This window comes from Nocardia sp. NPDC059180, from assembly GCF_042754945.1.
In the GTDB taxonomy this organism is placed as follows: domain Bacteria; phylum Actinomycetota; class Actinomycetes; order Mycobacteriales; family Mycobacteriaceae; genus Nocardia.
The window spans coordinates 346,959-364,182 of record NZ_JBHZBU010000005.1 but is presented as its reverse complement, the minus strand read 5'-3'; the positions used below and the strand labels follow the sequence as shown (position 1 = coordinate 364,182).

Below are 17,224 nucleotides of genomic sequence, written 5' to 3'. Positions count from 1 at the left end.
GGGGGAGTCGGCGACCGGCCCGGGAACCGGCCGCCGACCTGCTATCACTTCAGATCGAACCGATCCGCATTCATCACCTTGTTCCATGCCGCAACGAAATCGCCGACGAACTTCTGCTTCGCATCATCGGTGGCATACACCTCCGCCAACGCCCGCAACTGCGAATTCGAACCGAACACCAAATCGACCCGGCTCGCAGTCCACTTTGGCGCACCCGAGACCCGGTCGCTACCCACATAGCTGCCGTCATCGGCAGGCGAGGTCTCCCACTTCGTGCCCATATCCAGCAGATTCACGAAGAAATCGTTGGTCAACAGTCCCGCCGCGGAACTGAACACACCCAGCTGTGACTGCTTGTGGTTCGCGCCGAGCATCCGCAGCCCACCGACCAGCACCGTCATCTCCGGAGCCGTCAAACCCAGCAGATTCGCCTTATCGATCAACAGATACTCCGCCGAGAGCAGGTTGCCCCTGCCGTAGTAGTTGCGGAACCCATCGGCATTCGGCTCGAGCACCGCGAACGACTCCACATCGGTCTGCTCCTGCGTGGCATCGGAGCGCCCGGGCGCGAACGGCACCTGAACCTCGACCCCGGCGTTCTTCGCCGCCTGCTCTATCGCAGCACAACCACCGAGCACCACCAGATCAGCGAACGACACCCGCTTGTTGCCGCTCTGCCCGGAATTGAACGACTCCTGGACACCCTCGAGCACCCGCACCACCTGCGCCAGCTCATCGGGCTCATTGACCTCCCAACCGCGCTGCGGCTCCAACCGGATACGCCCGCCGTTGGCGCCACCACGCTTATCGGTGCCACGGAACGACGACGACGCCGCCCACGCCGTCGACACCAACTGCGCCACCGACAGCCCCGATGACAGGATCTGCGACTTCAACGACGCGATATCGTCGGCATCGACCAGCTCATGGGTCACCTCCGGCACCGGGTCCTGCCACAACTGCGGCTCCGGAATCCACGGACCCAGATACCGCGACACCGGCCCCATATCGCGGTGCAGCAACTTGTACCAGGCCTTCGCGAACTCCTCGGTCAACTCCTCCGGATGCTCCAACCAGCGACGCGTGATCCGCTCGTATGCCGGATCCAGCCGCAACGAAAGATCCGTCGTCAACATCACCGGCGGATGCGACTTCGACCGATCATGCGCATCCGGCACCGCATCAGCCGACGCACCGTCCTTCGGAATCCACTGCCACGCACCAGCAGGGCTCTTGGTCATCTCCCACTCATGCCCGTACAGAGTCTCCAAGAACGAGTTGTCCCACTGCGTCGGAGTGGGCGTCCACGTCCCCTCCAAACCACTGGTGATCGAATCCCCACCGACACCGGAACCGAAGCTGCTCTTCCAGCCCAGCCCCTGATTCTCCAACGGCGCCGCCTCCGGCTCCGGACCCACATTCTCCTCCGCCGGACCCGCACCATGAGTCTTACCGAACGTGTGACCACCCGCGATCAACGCCGCGGTCTCCACATCGTTCATCGCCATCCGGGCGAACGTCTCACGAATATCGCGCGCGGCGGCAATCGGATCCGGGGCACCGTTGGGCCCCTCCGGATTCACATAGATCAGACCCATCTGCACCGCCGCATACGGTTTGGCGAGGTTACGGTCACCGCTGTAGCGCTCATCGCCGAGCCACGTGTCCTCCGGACCCCAGAACACCTGATCGGGCTCCCAGATGTCATCTCGACCGAACGCGAAACCGAACGTCCGGAAACCCATCGACTCCAACGCACAGTTACCGGCGAACACCAACAGATCAGCCCACGACAACGCGCGACCGTACTTCTGCTTGATCGGCCACAACAACCGGCGCGCCTTGTCCAAACTCGCGTTATCGGGCCAGCTGTTCAACGGCGCGAAACGCTGCGACCCCTCACCACCACCGCCGCGCCCATCGGCAATCCGATACGTGCCCGCCGCATGCCAGCTCATCCGGATGAACAGCGGACCATAGTGACCGTAATCGGCAGGCCACCAATCCTGAGAGGTCGTCATCACCTCGAAGACATCGCGCTTCAACGCCTCGACATCCAGCGACGCGAACTCACGCGCATAGTCGAAATCGGGGCCGAACGGATTCGACAACTCCGAATGCTGGTGCAAGACCTGCAGATCCACCTGATCCGGCCACCAGTCCCGATTAGACCGCGGCCGACTCGCCTTGGGAGTAGGCGAGGGGATTGCTGGACTCTCGCTTTCGCTGACGCTCGCAGTGTGTTGCTCAGAAGTAGACGGCTTGTCTGACACGACGTTCCTTTCGGGAAGGGGTGAATCGGGCTGTGATCACCGGTGTGGGGTAAGAGGAGGCGATGACGAACAATCGGGGCACACACCCCAATAAATGACCTCGGCCTCATCGAGCACAAAACCGTTGTCATCGGACGCGGTCAGACACGGCGCCTCGCCGACAGCGCACTCCACATCGGCGATCGCACCGCACGACCGGCACACGAGGTGATGGTGGTTGTCACCCACCCGCGTCTCGTAGCGCGCCACCGACCCCATCGGCTGGATACGACGCAACAGACCCGCAGCCGTCAACGCACGCAACACGTCGTAGACGGCCTGATGAGACACCGAACCGAGCATCCCGCGCACCAGGCCGAGGATCGAATCGGTATCGGCATGCGGATGGCGGTGCACCACGCTCAGCACAGCCACCCGCGCAGCCGTCACCCGCAGCGACGCCCCGCGAAGCATCCGCTCGAAGTCCGAGGTGGTGGACACATTCCGAAGTATGACCCATTCAAGTCTCGACCGGGAGGGGTTCGCGAAACCCGATTCACCACCCGCCGCGCCGCCCCGAAACCATGCCCTGCACCCTCAGCGACTCACCGCGATCTCCCGCTCCATCCGCGACAACTTCTCCGGATTCCGCACCGAATACAGGCCCGTGATCAGCCCGTCGTCGATCCGCACCGCCATCACACTGTCGAGCTCCCCATCCAGCCGCAAAATCAACGCAGGACGACCATTGACCTGCGCGATCTCGAACGACGCCGCAGCACCCACCCGATCCCAGGTCAACGCGAACAACCGCGCCACCGGCAACGCCCCCACCACCGGCCGCGGCAACGCCTGCTTGACCCCGCCACCATCACCGAGCAACACCGCATCCGGCGCCAACATGTCCAGCAAACCCTGCAGATCACCCGTCTGCACCGCACGCTGGAACGCCTCCAGCACACCGCGGGTCTGCGCAGGCGACACCACCCCGCGCGGACGGCGCGCAGCGACATGCTCGCGGGCGCGATGCGCGATCTGACGGACCGCCGCCGGACTCTTGTCCACCGCATCGGCGATCTCGTCATAGGCCAGCGCGAACACCTCACGCAGCACGAACACCGCCCGCTCGGTCGGCGTCAACGTCTCCAGCACCAGCAGCATCGCCATCGACACACTGTCGGCCAACTCCACATCCTCAGCCACATCCGGCGCAGTCAGCAACGGCTCAGGCAACCACGGACCCACATACGACTCCCGGCGACGACCCAGCGTGCGCAACCGCGACAACGCCTGCCGAGTGGTGATCCGCACCAAGAACGCCCGACGATCGCGCACCGTCTCCAGGTCGACACCCGCCCACCGCAGCCACGTCTCCTGCAGCACATCCTCGGCGTCAGCGGCCGAACCGAGCATCTCGTAGGCGACGGTGAACAGCAGGTTGCGGTGGGCCAGAAAGGCCTCGGTCGCAGCATCTGCGCGGTCGCTGCCCGGCGGCGTGCTGGTCATCAGCGGCTCCTGTCTTCTCACATTCGACTGTGTCACCCACAAGACGCCGGTGTCCGCCGGTTTGTGACACCGAGACGGTTCGGACGGTGATTCCGATCCCGCCATGTCACACGAGCCGGACCACCGACGTCGTATGCCGACCATTACCGACAAGGAGCGGCACATGAAGATCGCAGTCATCGGCGCAGGCTACGCAGGCACCCTCGCGGCCAACCGGCTCGCACGCAAGGTGAAAACCGCCGACATCACCCTCATCAACCCGCGCACCGACTTCGTCGAACGCGTACGTCTGCACCAGCAGCTCGCAGGTTCCGGCACGGCTGCCACACCGCTCACCGCGATGCTGCGCGACGGGATCAACACACACCTCGGCACCGTCGACAAGATCGGTGACGGCACCCTCGGCCTCGACGACGGCACCCGAATCGACTTCGACTACGCCGTCCTGGCCGTCGGCAGCACCGTCACGCCCATGCCCGGGACGGTCCCGATCGGCATCTGGGAAGGAGCCGAACGCGCCCGCACGGCTCTGGCAGGCCTGCCAGAAGGCAGCACCGTCACCGTGATCGGCGGCGGCGCGACCGGAATCGAAACCGCGGCCGAAATAGCAGGGGCCCGCCCCGACATCCGGGTGCGGATCATCGGATCCTCTGTGGCCGGCGGCTTCTCCGAGGGAGCCCACGAACGCGTCCGCAGCGGATTGCAGCGCCTGCACGTCGATATCGTCGACGACGACGTCACCGAAGTCACCGCAGGTACAGGGGAATACGACGGTGTCGTCCAGCTCCGATCGGGCACAGCGCTGACCTCCGACCTCACCCTGTGGGCGATCGTGTCCGACGTCCCCGAACTCGCCACCCGCAGCGGCCTCGCCACAGACCTGAACGGCCGCGTCATCGTCGACGAGTACCTGCGCAGCATCACCGACGAACGCATCGTCGCCGCAGGGGACTGCGCGGCCGTCCCCGGATCCCGCATGTCCTGCTACAACGCCCAACCTCAAGGCACCCACGCCGCCGAGACCGTCGCCCGCATGATCACCGGCCGAAACCCCAAGCCTTACTCGTGGTCATATGTGGCGCGCGCCGTCACCCTCGGCCGCAACGACGCCGTCCTCCAGCTCACCCACCGCGACGACACCCTCCGCCGCACCTATTTCACCGGCCGCCCAGCAGTCGTGCTGAAGGAGCTGACCTCCCGCGGTGGAAAGTTCAACTCCCGCAGCGGCGGGCTCGGCTGAGCGACGGGAGCAGTTCAGGACTCGCCGGGCGCGGGGTCACACCGTGCCCGGCGAGTTGTCCGAAGACATCCGAACACGGCAGAGCCTCGATCAACTCCCGGTCGGCACGAAACCGAGTAGACGACTACTCGCAGCGACGCGACCCCAACGGATGAGACTGGCCATACCAGGACTTCTTCGTTCGACGGACACACCATGAAGGTCTTTGCTACCGGCGCGACGGGCTTCGTCGGCGCCCACACCGCGCTTGCCCTGCTCGAAGCAGGCCACGAGCTGCGGTTGCTGGTGCGAAACGAACAGGCAGCGCGGAACTGGTTCGAGACTCGCGGACAGCAGGTCGACAGTTTCGTCACCGTCGATATCCGCGACCAAAGCGCCGTCCAACAGGCGATGACCGGCTGCGATGCCGTATTTCACGCCGCAGCCGCCGTATCGCTCGACCCCACGAAAGCCCGGACAACCTACGACACCAACGTCGGCGCTATGAGAGCAGTGCTCGGCGCCGCGCACGCCCTCGACATCCGCAACCTGCTCTACGTCTCGAGCCTTGCCGCGCTGTTTCACCCGAACCTGCCGCGCATCGACGAGTCGACCCCGCTAGCCGACGTGCACGATGCGTACCTGCGCTCCAAGCGCGACAGCGAAAAATATGTGCGTGGGCTGCAGCAGTCCGGTATGCCGGTGCAGATCACCTATCCGGCCGGCGTCATCGGGCCCGACGATCCGAAGCTCAGCGCAGTCAACCGAGCACTGGTCACCTGGGTCAGCCAGATGCTGCCGTGCACGACGACGGGCTTCCAGGGTGTCGACGTCCGTGATCTGGCGGCGGCGCATCGCTGGTTGCTGGAGCATCCCGCCACGGGGGAGTACGAAGACACGCGCTACATCGTCGGCGGCCACTTCTATCCGTGGTCCGAGTTGTGCCAGTGCCTCGAAACGTTGCTGGCGCGGCGCCTGTTCAGCCCGCGGATACCACCGTCGCTATTGCGGGCGATGGGCACGACCGTCGATCTGGTCAAGAAGTTGGTGCCGTTCGAGACCCAGATCTCCGCCGAGGCGATGGCTTTTACCACCCAGTGGTCGCCCGGAGACTCGAGCCGCTTCGTACAGAAGTCCGGTCTGAGTTTCCGCACCGGCGAAGAAACCTTCGGCGACACGATCCGCTGGCTGGTCGACGCGGGGCATTTGGCTCCCGATAAGGCAGGCCGCCTGGTCACAACTTCGAACACGGCATAGGGATAAGGATGGTGGCAAAGCGCAACTCCGGGCCTCATCTACGGTACGTCGATCCGGCCACGAGGCATGGTCGGATGTATAGGCTCTCCGAGCGTTTCGGGCGCTCTCATGCGGGGCAGGCTTTCGCGCGTCATATCGCTGCTCCCAGTGATCCCTGGTTGGAACGGGTTACGGGAGGACGTCTGACGTGGTCAGTGGTGATCCCGACAGCAACACTCGAGACGACAGGAGCGCAGTCGGGTCTACCGCGCGCGGTGCAGATTACCTACTTCCATGATGGCCGCGACGCGATAGCAATAGCGTCCAATTACGGAGGAGCGAAACACCCGCAGTGGTATTACAACCTGGTCGCGCACCCAGAATGCCGACTGGGTGGGGAGCCGTTCGTGGCGGCCGAAGTCGCCGACGCTGACGAGTATGAACGGTTGTACGCGCTCGCTGAGAAGGTGTATTCCGGTTGGGCTGACTACCGATTCAAGACAGCGGCGGTCGGACGTCATATCCCAGTCTTTCGACTGACGCCACGCTGATGAGCCGGAAGTGTTGGATCGCGCAACGCGCCCAGCCCGAAGACCCTCGGCCCACAGAGTTGCCGGCCGACTCCGGGGGATGCCGATCTGGCATTAGGTTAACGTAATGTTGATTATCGGTAGTTATACGGCGGCGCTGGAAGGGGTCTCATCGAGGGCCTCGCGAGGCCCAGCTGCTCCAATTCGACGGCCCTGGAGCTGATTCTGAGGCGCCATGGATCAGTCGATGCGCTTATCAGTTGGTGCGTATGTGCATGGACTGCGGCTCGAGGTCGACCGGACCATCCTGCGTCAGCGTTATGTCAGGTCGGCACTCGTCTCGTTACGTATTCGGATCGCGTGCTTCCGCGTCAGCTGTCGCAAAATTCTGCTCGCCGGTGCATCCCATGCCGATCTGCGCAAGCTGCCAAGGCTGGATGCCCAGCGCTTGCGTATATATCGGTCGAGCGGGACTCGATTCTGCGAAATCCGGCTCGTGCCACCGACAACCACTCCCCTCGCGCATCGAACCACCCTCGGTCAATACGTCACAGTGACGTATTGACCGAGGGTGGGTTTGTCCTCGGATCAGGCGCGACCCATGGTCAAATCCAGTTGGGCCATATGGAATCCCGTGGAGGTGACCTCGATGGAGGTACTAGTGAAGCGGTGTGCGCCCAGGAGGTCTCGGATGAAGTCGCGAACAGCGGTGGGTTGACCGTCCAGGTCGGCGAGTGTAGCGGCGGGTAGTTCGATCGTTCCGTCGAAACCGCGCGGCTGGTCGGAAATTCCCGGCTGCTGCGGCGTCTGGCGCAGTCCATCGACGGTATGCAGGATCAGGTCCAGTTGGTTGCCGTCGTCGAAAAGTATGCGCAATGGTGTCGGAGTGACCGCGACGTCGAAGGTGTCTATCCGTGCGCTCCAGCCATGCCGCGAGACTCCGGCATAGTTGTACGGCGACGGAGCCGCCAGAGTGTCGAGTGAGCGGTCGGTCGGTGGATTCTCCAGCCGCGTGCCGCCCAGCGGCTGATCGGTGTGGACGAATGTCCAGGACTCGTCGATGAGTTGTTTGACCCAGTAACCGTTTCGGCCGCCGTCGCGTCCTTCGACGCGCAGCTCGCGTGCCGAGGATCCGGGGCCGGTGCGGTGGATGGAGATTCGGTCGGTGATCTCACCGGGCACCTTCGGCTGGCGCACCCAGTCCGGTGCGGGCAGTTGGATTGCGGCGTAGCGGGGGTCGATGCGTTCCGACAGCATGTCGGGGGCCTCGGGTAGGTGGCTCTGGTCATCGTAGGAGTAGCGGAAGAAGACCTTGTCGGCGCCGGAGATGTCGAAATCGTAGAGGCGGGTGTAGAAGTCGCCGAACCGGTTGACGATCAGTGAGGTCGACGCGCTGGTAGAAAGCGCCACGGCTTGGAAGCGGCCTGCATGCGGCGTGGCCATCTCGTAGCTGTGGTCCACCGGTAGCCAGGGGTCGATGTAGCGGATGCGGTGACCGTCGTGGGTGAGGGTGAAGACGTGGGAGACTTTCGCACCGCCGACGGGGTGGTCGTTGCCCGCGGTGTCGCGCCACACATGATCTTCGTTGGGTGAGAGCACCGACCAGGACCAGGTTCGGGTGTCGGCGGGCAGGGTGTTGCCGGGGCCTGTCCACAAGGGTGCGCCGTAGCGGCTGCTCCAGTTCCAGTCTCGTGGTGCGCTGAGGGCGTGGTCCATGGTGAAGAAGCGGCCGTCGCGGTCGATCATCATTACTTCGTCGTCGTCGGCGGAGACGCCGGTGACGCGGCCGGCGAGGCATCCGGGCAGTGCGATAGTGCGCCAACCACCGTGGGCGGGGGCTTCTTTGACGTAGACGAGGCCGTCGCGGGTGGCGAAGGTCCAGCGTCGGTTGAACGACTCGGTGGTGGTGCGGAAGTAGATCTGGTCGGGGAGGTCGATGGCGGCCGGGGCGAATTCCTGCAACCCCGCGCTCGATTCGTCGACGGTCACTTCCGGGGTACCGACCGTGCCCACGAGGGTGCAGCCGGGGTCGGCGATGGTTACCGAATCGGTGGCGATCCCGGCGAGGACGAGTCCGGTGGCGGCAATGATCGCGGTCCGGCGCGCGGTGTGAGCGCGCATCACAACCACCCCGCCGCGCCGAAGGCGATGAGTGCGGCGGCGTTCACGCCGAAGATCGCGCCGACGGTCCAGGCTTTGGCGCGCACGGTCGGCAGGTCGTGGACGAGGAAGCAGACGGCGAAGAAGGGTACGTAGCCGATGAGCCAGATGAGGAAGGGGAAGCCCGGCTGCCACCACGACCATTCCCAGCTCAGTACTCCGGCTTTGTTGAGGAGCACTTCGACGCCGACGGCGGCGGCGGAGTTCGCGGCGATGAGTACGGGTCGGTTGGGTATGCCGAAGATGCGGGTGTCGCGGGGCGGCAGCATTTTTGCCGCGGCGATGCCCATGATGGCGAACATGAAGCAGATCTCGATATTGAGGCCGATGAGAATCTGGTACGCGGTGGGTCCGATGGCCGCCCAGACGGGTGCGCGTCCGGTGGCGTGGAAGACCAGGGCGTTCCAGATTTCGTTGAACCAGTCCATGCCCCACAGTGCGAGCCCGGCGAACAGGACGTTCCAGTTCCGTCGTTCGATTTCTACGGAGTAGATGTAGATGACGATCAGCAGTAGTGGGATCACGTACCACTTGAACTGGCTCGCATCTCGGAGGAGTTCAACTGCCACTTGGGCGTTGTCTGTCAACGGCGTACCTGACCTCTCGTGTCGCCGGGGCCAGGCGAGTATGACATGTAGACATTGAATGTAACGCTGTATCGGAGTTTCGGAAGCCGCCGACATCCCGACGAAGTTCGAAGGCGATGAGCGGGGAGGTTTGGTCTTCGGCTACGCCGGCCGTCCGCGGGTGGGGGGTCGAGGAGCAGATCCGCCCGATGCGGCGCTAAGCGCGCGAATCATCGAGCGGCGTTGACAGCGGGAGAAGACGAAACTCGAACACGCCTGGAAGATCCAGCGCGAGTTCGCGTACGACGTCACGCGCATGATCTCCCGAGACGGGAACCCAACCCCGTTGGGCCAAAGTTATCGCGCACTATGGGCGGATCTTCAAACCCTGCACATCCTGCGCCTGGCCGACGACGAACCGTATCGGCGCGAAGGCAAGGTCCAAGCCAATCTCGGCGAGGGCCGCCTCGATACCTCACCAGCGGCCTCGAGCGCGACGGCATGGGATGCCTCCGGAAACTCGTCGCACACCGGGATTAGCATGCGACGCATGGACATCAAACTCGAGAACATCGGCATCGCCGTTCACGACCTCGAAGCGACGATCGCGTTCTTCACCGACCTCGGCCTCACGGTCGTCGGCCGTGACACCGTCAGCGGCGAGTGGACAGACACCGCGGTCGGCCTGGATGGCAACCACGCCAAGATCGCGATGCTCCAGACGCCGGACGGGCACGGCCGGCTCGAGCTCTTCGAGTACATCCATCCCGAAGCGATCGAGACCGAGCCCACCCTGCCCAACGAGATCGGCATGCACCGCGTCGCGTTCTCGGTCGACGACCTCGACGAGGCTCTCACGATAGCCGCCCGGCACGGCTGCCATCCGCTGCGCGGCGTCGCGACCTATGCCGACATCTACAAGCTCACCTACCTCCGCGGTCCCAGCGGCATTCTGGTCATGCTCGCCCAGGAGCTGAAGAAGAATTAGTCCGATGCGGGCCTGGCGCGGCGTGCGTCAGCCGGGAATGTCGCAGCTGGTGCAGCGCGTGGCCCCATCGCGCCAGTTCGTCTCGGGAGTTACCACATATAGTATGCAAATATCTGCGGTAAATCCTTAGCGCCGGATCGGGCGGATTGCTCCCGGACCCCGGGTGTGGCGGAACAGCTGACGAGCGATTCCCGGCCGCAGGTTGTGGGTGTTCGATCCGTCCCGGGTAAGAAGTCCCTCGGCGGGCGCCACTAACAGTGCATGATCGATCATTTGCCGCCGCGGACAACTCGAGGAGACGTCCCCCGGTTCTCGGCCGATGTCCGGGAGTGGCGTAGGCGCTGGCTTGTGGAGTCCGGGTTTCCGCCACTGTTGGCTGATTCCGTGATCACCGATCCTGGGTTCGATCTGCATGCGTTGTTGCAGCTTGTGGATATGGGCTGTCCGCCGGAGCTGGCGGTGCGCATCCTTGCGCCGATTCCCGCACAGGAGCCGCTACTGTGAGCACTGTGAACCCCACGACCTCCGGCGTGGTGCACCCGCAGAGCGATGAGCAGTGGCTGGCTGATCTGACCGACGACGGTCCTGCCGGGCGCCGCGCCGTGGCGCGTTTGCGTGAGGTGTTGCTGCGGGCCACCCGGCACCAGGTGTGGCGGCTGCGTGATCAGCTGCCCGGCGCGGGTGCAGGCGATTTCGAGGACTTGGCGCAGCAGTGCGCCAACGACGCTGTGGTCGCCGTGCTACGCCAACTCCCCACCTTTCAGGGCCGCAGTCGTTTCACCACGTGGGTCTACAAGTTCGGGATCCTCCATGCCGGCGTCGCCGTACGCCGCCAGGCATGGCGGCACCGTGAAATTCCGTTACCGGACGCACTGGCATCGCTCGCCGACAGATCGGCCACTCCGGAAGCCGTGGCGGGCGCCACCGATCTCGCTCGCGCGGTCGAGACTGCGATCGCCCGGGAACTCACCGCGCATCAGCGGCACATCCTGGTGGCGTTGGTGGTGGAGCAGGTGCCGATCGACGTGTTGGCCGACCGTTTGGGTAGCACCCGCAATGCGCTCTACAAAACGTTGCACGATGCCCGCCGTCGGCTGCGGGCCGCCCTCATCGACAGCGGGCATCTCGATTCCCGCACCGACCGGAGCACCTCATGACCGAACCGACAACGGCTTCGATCGCCGGGTTGCTGGCCGACACGAGCCCTTATCTGTCCTGTGACGACTGCTTCGATCGGATCGATGAGTACGTCGAACGCCGTCTCGACGAGCCTGGGTATGAGGATCTCGCGATGCAGACGCATCTGGCCGGTTGTGGCGCCTGTGCCGATGAGGCGCTGGCCCTGCAGGAACTGCTCGACCAGCGTCCTGGACCGTAGCGATAAATATCTGCTCGCCGAGCGCGAATATTGCTTCGGCCGGTAAGACCTCCGCCGACGCGGCCACTAACAGTGGGACCGTCAATGTCGAAGGAGAAATAGATGACTGTGCACACCGACCGGAGCGGGCATGCGGCGTCGCTCGCCGATCCCGGTTACCAGGCATTTTGGGCGCTGCGGCTCGGCTTCGGTGTCCTGCCGATCCTGTTCGGGCTCGACAAGTTCGTCAATGTCCTCACCGACGACTGGACCCGCTATCTCGCCGACTTCTTCAACGATCTGGTCCCTGGTGATGCGGCGGCCGCGATGAACGTTGTCGGCGTCGTCGAAATCGTGGCGGGCATTGCCGTACTCGTGGTTCCGCGGTTCGGTGCGCCGCTGGTTGCCGCATGGCTGGGCGGCATCATCGTCAACCTGTTGATCGTCGGTGGGTACGGCGATATCGCGTTGCGTGACTTCGGGCTGATGGCCGCAGCGCTCGTGCTGGCCCGGCTGGCATGGGCCTACCCGAACGGAATGCCTACGCGGAATCGCTGACACCTGGGCGCGGAGCGGGCTGGTACGGCCGGACTGGCGGCAACGAGACAGGACTGGCCCGACTCGTGGGGCATGCTGCCGGAATCCATCTCCGATGCCGCCGAATTCGAGTCGGCGGTGCACTCCCCCAGTGTTGCGGGGAGTGCACCGCCGGGGTCAGGCGCCGATGTAGGTGGCGAGGTGCTCGCCGGTGAGGGTGGAGCGGTCGGCGACGAGGTCGGCGGGTGTTCCTTCGAAGACGACCTTGCCGCCGTCGTGGCCTGCGCCGGGTCCGACGTCGATGATCCAGTCGGCGTGGGCCATGACGGCTTGGTGGTGCTCGATGACGATGACCGACTTGCCTGCGTCGACGAGCCGGTCGAGCAGGCCGAGCAGGTTCGCGACGTCGGCCAGGTGCAGGCCGGTGGTCGGTTCGTCGAGGATGTACACCCCGCCCTTCTCGCCCATGTGGGTGGCCAGCTTCAGGCGCTGGCGTTCACCGCCCGACAGCGTGGTGAGGGGCTGGCCGATGGTGAGGTAGCCGAGGCCGACGTCGGCGAGCCGTTGCAGGATCTTGTGTGCGGCCGGTATGCGCGCTTCGCCGGAGCCGAAGAACTCTTCGGCCTCGCTGACGGGCATGGCGAGTACTTCGCTGATGTCGCGGCCGCCGAGCTTGTAGTCGAGTACCTCGGCTTGGAAACGTTTGCCGTCGCATTCCTCGCAGGGGGTTTCCATGCTCGCCATCATGCCGAGGTCGGTGTAGATGACGCCCGCGCCGTTGCAGGTGGGGCAGGCTCCTTCGGAGTTGGCGGAAAACAGTGCGGGTTTGACGCCGTTGGCTTTGGCGAACGCTTTGCGGATCGGTTCGAGCAGGCCGGTGTAGGTGGCGGGGTTGGAGCGGCGCGAGCCCTTGATGGCGCCCTGGTCGATGACGACGACGCCGTCGCGTCCGGCGAGGTTGCCGTGGATGAGTGAGCTCTTGCCCGAGCCTGCGACGCCGGTGACGACGGTCAGCACGCCGGTGGGGACGTCGACGTCGACGTCGACGAGGTTGTTCTGGGCGGCGCCGCGGATTTCGAGTGCGCCGTCGGGTGTGCGGACCGATTCCTTGAGTGTGGCGCGGTAGCCGAGGTGGCGTCCGGTGTGGGTGTCGCTGGCGCGCAGGCCGTCGATATCGCCTTCGTAGCAGACGGTCCCTCCCCCGGTGCCCGCTCCGGGTCCGAGGTCGATGACGTGGTCGGCGATGACGATGGTCTCGGGTTTGTGTTCGACGACGAGGACGGTATTGCCTTTGTCGCGCAGGCGCAGCAGCAGGTCGTTCATGCGCTGGATGTCGTGCGGGTGCAGGCCGATGGTCGGTTCGTCGAAGACGTAGGTGACGTCGGTGAGGGCCGAGCCGAGGTGGCGGATCATTTTGGTGCGCTGGGCTTCACCGCCGGACAGGGTGCCTGCGGGGCGGTCCAGCGACAGGTAGCCGAGTCCGATTTCGACGAATCCATCGAGGGTGTGGCTCAGGGTGGTGAGCAGTGGTGCGACGGACGGTTCGTCGAGGTCGCGCACCCATTCGGCGAGGTCGCTGATCTGCATCGAGCAGGCGTCGGCGATGCTGATGCCGTTGATCTTGGCCGAGCGTGCGGCTTCGCTGAGGCGGGTGCCGTCGCATTCGGGGCAGGTGGTGAAGGTGATGGCGCGGTCGACGAAGGCGCGGATGTGGGGCTGCATCGCTTCGCGGTCTTTGGCGAGGAACGATTTCTGGATGCGCGGGATGAGGCCTTCGTAGGTGACGTTGACGTTGTCGACCTTGATCCGGGTGGCTTCTTTGTAGAGCAGGTCGTTGAGTTCACGCTTGTTGTATTTGCCGATGGGCTTGTCGGGGTCGAGGAATCCGGAACCCATGAAGATGCGCCCGTACCAGCCGTCCATGCTGTATCCGGGGATGGTGAGTGCGCCCTCGGCGAGTGATTTGGTGGCGTCGTAGAGCTGGGTGAGGTCGAAGTCGGAGACCTTGCCCATGCCTTCGCAGCGGGGGCACATGCCACCGGTGATGTGGAAGCTGCGGCGTTCTTTCATCGTGCGGCCGGACTTTTCGATGGTGACGGCGCCGGCGCCGCTGATGGAGGCGACGTTGAAGGAGAATGCCTGGGGTGAGCCGACGTGGGGTGTGCCGAGGCGGCTGAACAGGATGCGCAGCATGGCGTTGGCGTCGGTGGCGGTGCCGACGGTGGAGCGGACGTTGGCGCCCATGCGTTCCTGGTCGACGATGATTGCGGTGGTGAGTCCGCCGAGGGCGTCGACGTCGGGGCGGGCCAGGTTGGGCATGAAGCCTTGGACGAAGGCGCTGTAGGTTTCGTTGATCATCCGCTGGGATTCGGCGGCGATGGTGGAGAAGACCAGTGAGCTCTTGCCGGAGCCGGAGACGCCGGTGAAGACCGTGAGGCGGCGTTTGGGGATGTCGACGCTGATGTCTTTGAGGTTGTTCTCGCGGGCGCCCTGGACACTGATCGTGTCGTGGCTGTCGGCCAGATGCGGGGCGGCTGGTGCGGTGGGCCTTGTTGTGGCCGGGCTCATGGTGTCTCCATCGGTTCGGCGGGGGCGTTCGCCGTGACTTCGGGGGGTTGTTCGGTGTCGAGCGCGATGGTATTCGCCGGCGTGGGTCGCGCGCGGGCGAACAAGTTCCCGCCGGTGGGGCTGGTGCGTGCTGCCGGCGGGAACCTGTCGCGGTGTTGTTGCCGGTGGGTGGCTGGGTCAGCTCGCCTGCTGGATGCGCAGCAGGTTGCCTGCGGGGTCGCGGAAGGCGCAGTCGCGGACGCCGTAGGGCTGGTCGGTAGGTTCTTGGACGACTTCGGCATCGCCTGCTTGCAGGCGTTCGAAGGCACCGTCGACGTCTTTGCTGGCGAGCACGATGCTGGCGTAGGTGCCTTTTGCCATCATTTCGGCGATGGTGGCGCGTTCGTCGTCGGTGAGGCCGGGGGTGGCATCGGGTGGGTAGAGGACGATGGCGGTGTCGGTTTGGTCGGCGGGGCCGACGGTGATCCAGTGCATGCCGTTGTAGCCGACGTCGTTGCGGACTTCGAAGCCGAGGGTGTCGCGGTAGAAGGCGAGGGTGGCCTCGTGGTCGGTGTGTGGGAGGAAGCTGGCGCTGATGCTGATATCCATGTTGATCAGGCTAATTGCGGATCGGCGGGCTGCGCTTCTCGATTCCTGATCGGTCTGGTGACTTGTTTGGCGACGCAGGAGGGCATGCCTGCGGTGGCTTCCGCGGCTTCGCGTCGGTACACGCTGGGTGGCATGCCGACCAGTTCGGTGAAGCGGGTGCTGAAGGTGCCCAGTGACTGGCAGCCCACAGCGAAGCAGACCTCGGTGACGCTGAGTTCACCCGCGCGCAGCAACGCCATGGCGCGTTCGATACGCCGGGTCATCAGATACGAGTAGGGCGATTCGCCGTAGGCCTGTTTGAACTGGCGGCTGAGGTGTCCGGCGGACATGTGGGCGTCGCGGGCGAGGGCTTCGACGTCGAGGGGTTGGGCGTATTCGCGGTCGATACGGTCGCGGACACGGCGCAGTCGCGCGAGGTCGCGCAATTGTTGCTCCGTGGGAGTGCTCACGTTTGTGATGGTGCCATGCCGTGGCGGAGATGCCCAGCGCCCGCTTCTTCGGCGCCATCGTGGCCTAGTCGGCGGCGCCGATTTCCCCGGCTGCCTGCTGGTAGGCGTCTGCGGCCCGGGCGAAGTAGTCGAAAAGGAATTCCTGTTGTTCGGGGGTGTAGCCACCGATGATGTCGCCGATCTTGCGGCGGGCGGGGGCGAGCACCGTGTCGAGGTCGGCGGGCTGGGCGATCGGCTCGACCATGACCTTGCGGCGGTCGCCGGGATCGGCGGTGCGGCGCACATACCCGCCCTGTTCCAGGCGGTCGATGAGCCGGGTGGTTGGTCCGGTGGTCAGCCCGGTGCGGGTGCCGAGTTCGCCGGGGGTCATGGCTCCGCTCAGTTCCAGGATGTTCAGCGCGTACAGGTCGGTAGCTCCGAGTCCGACCGCCTTGGCGCCGGCTTGGGCATGCAGCACAACCGAACTCAGGTACCGCCGAAAGACCTGACCGGGGTCGATGTCACGTCGCTCCGTTGACAAGAGCTCACCCTCCTCATAATCTCTTCCTCAACGCAGATACATCTTCGGAGAAGATAGATCCCTTAAGCAGAGAATAACACGAGAGGCGCTCCCGAAATGACCGAGACCACCACGAATACCGAATCCGCCACCCCAGCCAAGTCCCGTCGCCGCACCGTCGCGAAGGTGCTCGGCGTGAGCGCGCTGACCCTCGGCATCGCCGCCGTCGGCGGGTACGTGTGGCTGGATCAAACATCGGACGTGCGCAACCAAGGCGTTGCCGAGTGCACGGACGTCACACCCGACGGTGGCACCGCCGCGGACCTGCAAGGGGTCTGCGCGACCCTCACCGAGCTCAACGCGTCTTGGGCGCGGGGCGATGCCGACGCCTACGGCGCGGTCTTCACCGAGAACGGCACCTATACCACCTTCGCGGGCACCCACTACGACGGCCGCCGCGATATCACCGAGAGTCACCGCGCGCTGTTCAATGGATTCCTGAAGGGCAGCAAGCTCGCCGATTCCTATCTCGGCATCCGCTTCTTCGGCGCGGACACCGCGATCGTCACCACCCGGGGCGACCGGTACGACGACGAGCGCCCGAGCGAGCTGTCCAAGACCGCGACCTTCACGATGGTGCGCGAACAGGACGGGCAGTGGCGCATCGCCGCTTTTCAGAACACGCAGCGCAAGACGGTCATGGAGCGCATCTCGTTCTTGTTCGAGCCGGACACCAAACCCGAGGCCGAACGGTGAGAGCTCTGGGCGG

The 17,224-nt window shown here is 64.9% G+C and carries 17 protein-coding genes; 8 read left to right on the top strand and 9 right to left on the bottom strand.

What is annotated here, in order from left to right; translation table 11 throughout:
- Positions 1–44: 44 nt before the first annotated feature.
- From katG to ACFXNW_RS18850, 3 genes are all read right to left on the bottom strand, one after another.
- Positions 45–2,273, bottom strand: a complete 2,229-nt coding sequence (katG, locus tag ACFXNW_RS18860; protein ID WP_379418991.1) for a catalase/peroxidase HPI — start codon at positions 2,271–2,273, stop codon at positions 45–47.
- A 36-nt stretch (positions 2,274–2,309) separates the two neighbouring features.
- On the bottom strand, positions 2,310–2,753 hold the full coding sequence (locus ACFXNW_RS18855) for a Fur family transcriptional regulator (RefSeq protein WP_379418990.1): 444 nt from the start codon (positions 2,751–2,753) through the stop codon (positions 2,310–2,312).
- 96 nt (positions 2,754–2,849) lie between these two features.
- Positions 2,850–3,758 carry an RNA polymerase sigma-70 factor gene (locus tag ACFXNW_RS18850; protein WP_379418989.1) on the bottom strand — a complete coding sequence of 303 codons (909 nt, stop codon included), beginning with the start codon at positions 3,756–3,758 and terminating at the stop codon, positions 2,850–2,852.
- A 163-nt stretch (positions 3,759–3,921) separates the two neighbouring features.
- On the opposite strand from ACFXNW_RS18850, the gene ACFXNW_RS18845 reads away from it, so the two are divergent.
- The 3 genes from ACFXNW_RS18845 to ACFXNW_RS18835 all read left to right on the top strand — a co-directional run bounded on the left by ACFXNW_RS18845 (position 3,922) and on the right by ACFXNW_RS18835 (position 6,764).
- Positions 3,922–4,998, top strand: a complete 1,077-nt coding sequence (locus tag ACFXNW_RS18845; RefSeq protein WP_379418988.1) for an NAD(P)/FAD-dependent oxidoreductase — start codon at positions 3,922–3,924, stop codon at positions 4,996–4,998.
- Positions 4,999–5,193: 195 nt separating this feature from the next.
- Positions 5,194–6,234 (top strand): NAD-dependent epimerase/dehydratase family protein, encoded by a 1,041-nt coding sequence (locus ACFXNW_RS18840; RefSeq protein WP_379418987.1) that lies wholly within the window; start codon positions 5,194–5,196, stop codon positions 6,232–6,234.
- A 74-nt stretch (positions 6,235–6,308) separates the two neighbouring features.
- Positions 6,309–6,764 (top strand): nitroreductase family deazaflavin-dependent oxidoreductase, encoded by a 456-nt coding sequence (locus ACFXNW_RS18835; protein WP_379419091.1) that lies wholly within the window; start codon positions 6,309–6,311, stop codon positions 6,762–6,764.
- Between the two features lie 567 nt (positions 6,765–7,331).
- Here the strand turns inward: ACFXNW_RS18835 and ACFXNW_RS18830 are convergent.
- Together ACFXNW_RS18830 and ACFXNW_RS18825 are read right to left on the bottom strand one after the other, a co-directional pair.
- Positions 7,332–8,864: a hypothetical protein gene (locus ACFXNW_RS18830; protein WP_379418986.1), complete on the bottom strand. Its 1,533-nt coding sequence runs from the start codon at positions 8,862–8,864 to the stop codon at positions 7,332–7,334.
- Positions 8,864–9,472, bottom strand: a complete 609-nt coding sequence (locus tag ACFXNW_RS18825) for a hypothetical protein (protein WP_379418985.1) — start codon at positions 9,470–9,472, stop codon at positions 8,864–8,866. Before ACFXNW_RS18825 ends, ACFXNW_RS18830 begins: the two co-directional genes overlap by 1 nt.
- Positions 9,473–10,019: 547 nt before the next feature.
- Between ACFXNW_RS18825 and ACFXNW_RS18820 the strand changes: the two genes are divergently transcribed.
- From ACFXNW_RS18820 to ACFXNW_RS18805, 4 genes are all read left to right on the top strand, one after another.
- A complete protein-coding gene (locus ACFXNW_RS18820) occupies positions 10,020–10,457 on the top strand; it encodes a VOC family protein (RefSeq protein WP_379418984.1) in 438 nt (145 codons plus the stop codon).
- A gap of 500 nt (positions 10,458–10,957) precedes the next feature.
- Positions 10,958–11,614, top strand: coding sequence for an RNA polymerase sigma factor (locus ACFXNW_RS18815; RefSeq protein WP_379418983.1), 657 nt, complete (start codon positions 10,958–10,960; stop codon positions 11,612–11,614).
- Positions 11,611–11,835 (top strand): hypothetical protein, encoded by a 225-nt coding sequence (locus ACFXNW_RS18810; RefSeq protein WP_379418982.1) that lies wholly within the window; start codon positions 11,611–11,613, stop codon positions 11,833–11,835. The genes ACFXNW_RS18815 and ACFXNW_RS18810 overlap by 4 nt, the downstream gene beginning before the upstream one ends.
- A 102-nt stretch (positions 11,836–11,937) precedes the next feature.
- Positions 11,938–12,372 carry a hypothetical protein gene (locus ACFXNW_RS18805; RefSeq protein WP_379418981.1) on the top strand — a complete coding sequence of 145 codons (435 nt, stop codon included), beginning with the start codon at positions 11,938–11,940 and terminating at the stop codon, positions 12,370–12,372.
- Between the two features lie 156 nt (positions 12,373–12,528).
- Here the strand turns inward: ACFXNW_RS18805 and ACFXNW_RS18800 are convergent, their stop codons facing one another.
- The 4 genes from ACFXNW_RS18800 to ACFXNW_RS18785 form a co-directional block, all read right to left on the bottom strand.
- Positions 12,529–14,919 carry an ATP-binding cassette domain-containing protein gene (locus ACFXNW_RS18800; RefSeq protein WP_379418980.1) on the bottom strand — a complete coding sequence of 797 codons (2,391 nt, stop codon included), beginning with the start codon at positions 14,917–14,919 and terminating at the stop codon, positions 12,529–12,531.
- Positions 14,920–15,096: 177 nt separating this feature from the next.
- Entirely contained in the window at positions 15,097–15,507 is a 411-nt protein-coding gene (locus tag ACFXNW_RS18795) for a VOC family protein (protein WP_379418979.1), read from the bottom strand.
- Between the two features lie 5 nt (positions 15,508–15,512).
- Positions 15,513–15,956, bottom strand: a complete 444-nt coding sequence (locus ACFXNW_RS18790; RefSeq protein ID WP_379418978.1) for a helix-turn-helix transcriptional regulator — start codon at positions 15,954–15,956, stop codon at positions 15,513–15,515.
- Positions 15,957–16,020: 64 nt separating this feature from the next.
- Positions 16,021–16,476, bottom strand: coding sequence for a MarR family winged helix-turn-helix transcriptional regulator (locus tag ACFXNW_RS18785; protein ID WP_379418977.1), 456 nt, complete (start codon positions 16,474–16,476; stop codon positions 16,021–16,023).
- Between the two features lie 96 nt (positions 16,477–16,572).
- On the opposite strand from ACFXNW_RS18785, the gene ACFXNW_RS18780 reads away from it, so the two are divergent.
- Entirely contained in the window at positions 16,573–17,211 is a 639-nt protein-coding gene (locus ACFXNW_RS18780) for an SgcJ/EcaC family oxidoreductase (RefSeq protein WP_379418976.1), read from the top strand.
- Positions 17,212–17,224: the final 13 nt, after the last annotated feature.

Excerpts from the sequence above, each read along its gene's own strand:
- ACFXNW_RS18850 (WP_379418989.1), bottom strand. The coding sequence starts at position 3,758 with ATGACCAGCACGCCGCCGGGCAGCGACCGCGCAGATGCTGCGACCGAG.
- ACFXNW_RS18845 (WP_379418988.1), top strand. The coding sequence starts at position 3,922 with ATGAAGATCGCAGTCATCGGCGCAGGCTACGCAGGCACCCTCGCGGCC.
- ACFXNW_RS18840 (WP_379418987.1), top strand. The coding sequence starts at position 5,194 with ATGAAGGTCTTTGCTACCGGCGCGACGGGCTTCGTCGGCGCCCACACC.
- ACFXNW_RS18835 (WP_379419091.1), top strand. The coding sequence starts at position 6,309 with ATGTATAGGCTCTCCGAGCGTTTCGGGCGCTCTCATGCGGGGCAGGCT.
- ACFXNW_RS18830 (WP_379418986.1), bottom strand. The coding sequence starts at position 8,864 with ATGCGCGCTCACACCGCGCGCCGGACCGCGATCATTGCCGCCACCGGA.
- ACFXNW_RS18820 (WP_379418984.1), top strand. The coding sequence starts at position 10,020 with ATGGACATCAAACTCGAGAACATCGGCATCGCCGTTCACGACCTCGAA.
- ACFXNW_RS18810 (WP_379418982.1), top strand. The coding sequence starts at position 11,611 with ATGACCGAACCGACAACGGCTTCGATCGCCGGGTTGCTGGCCGACACG.
- ACFXNW_RS18805 (WP_379418981.1), top strand. The coding sequence starts at position 11,938 with ATGACTGTGCACACCGACCGGAGCGGGCATGCGGCGTCGCTCGCCGAT.
- ACFXNW_RS18800 (WP_379418980.1), bottom strand. The coding sequence starts at position 14,919 with ATGAGCCCGGCCACAACAAGGCCCACCGCACCAGCCGCCCCGCATCTG.
- ACFXNW_RS18795 (WP_379418979.1), bottom strand. The coding sequence starts at position 15,507 with ATGGATATCAGCATCAGCGCCAGCTTCCTCCCACACACCGACCACGAG.
- ACFXNW_RS18780 (WP_379418976.1), top strand. The coding sequence starts at position 16,573 with ATGACCGAGACCACCACGAATACCGAATCCGCCACCCCAGCCAAGTCC.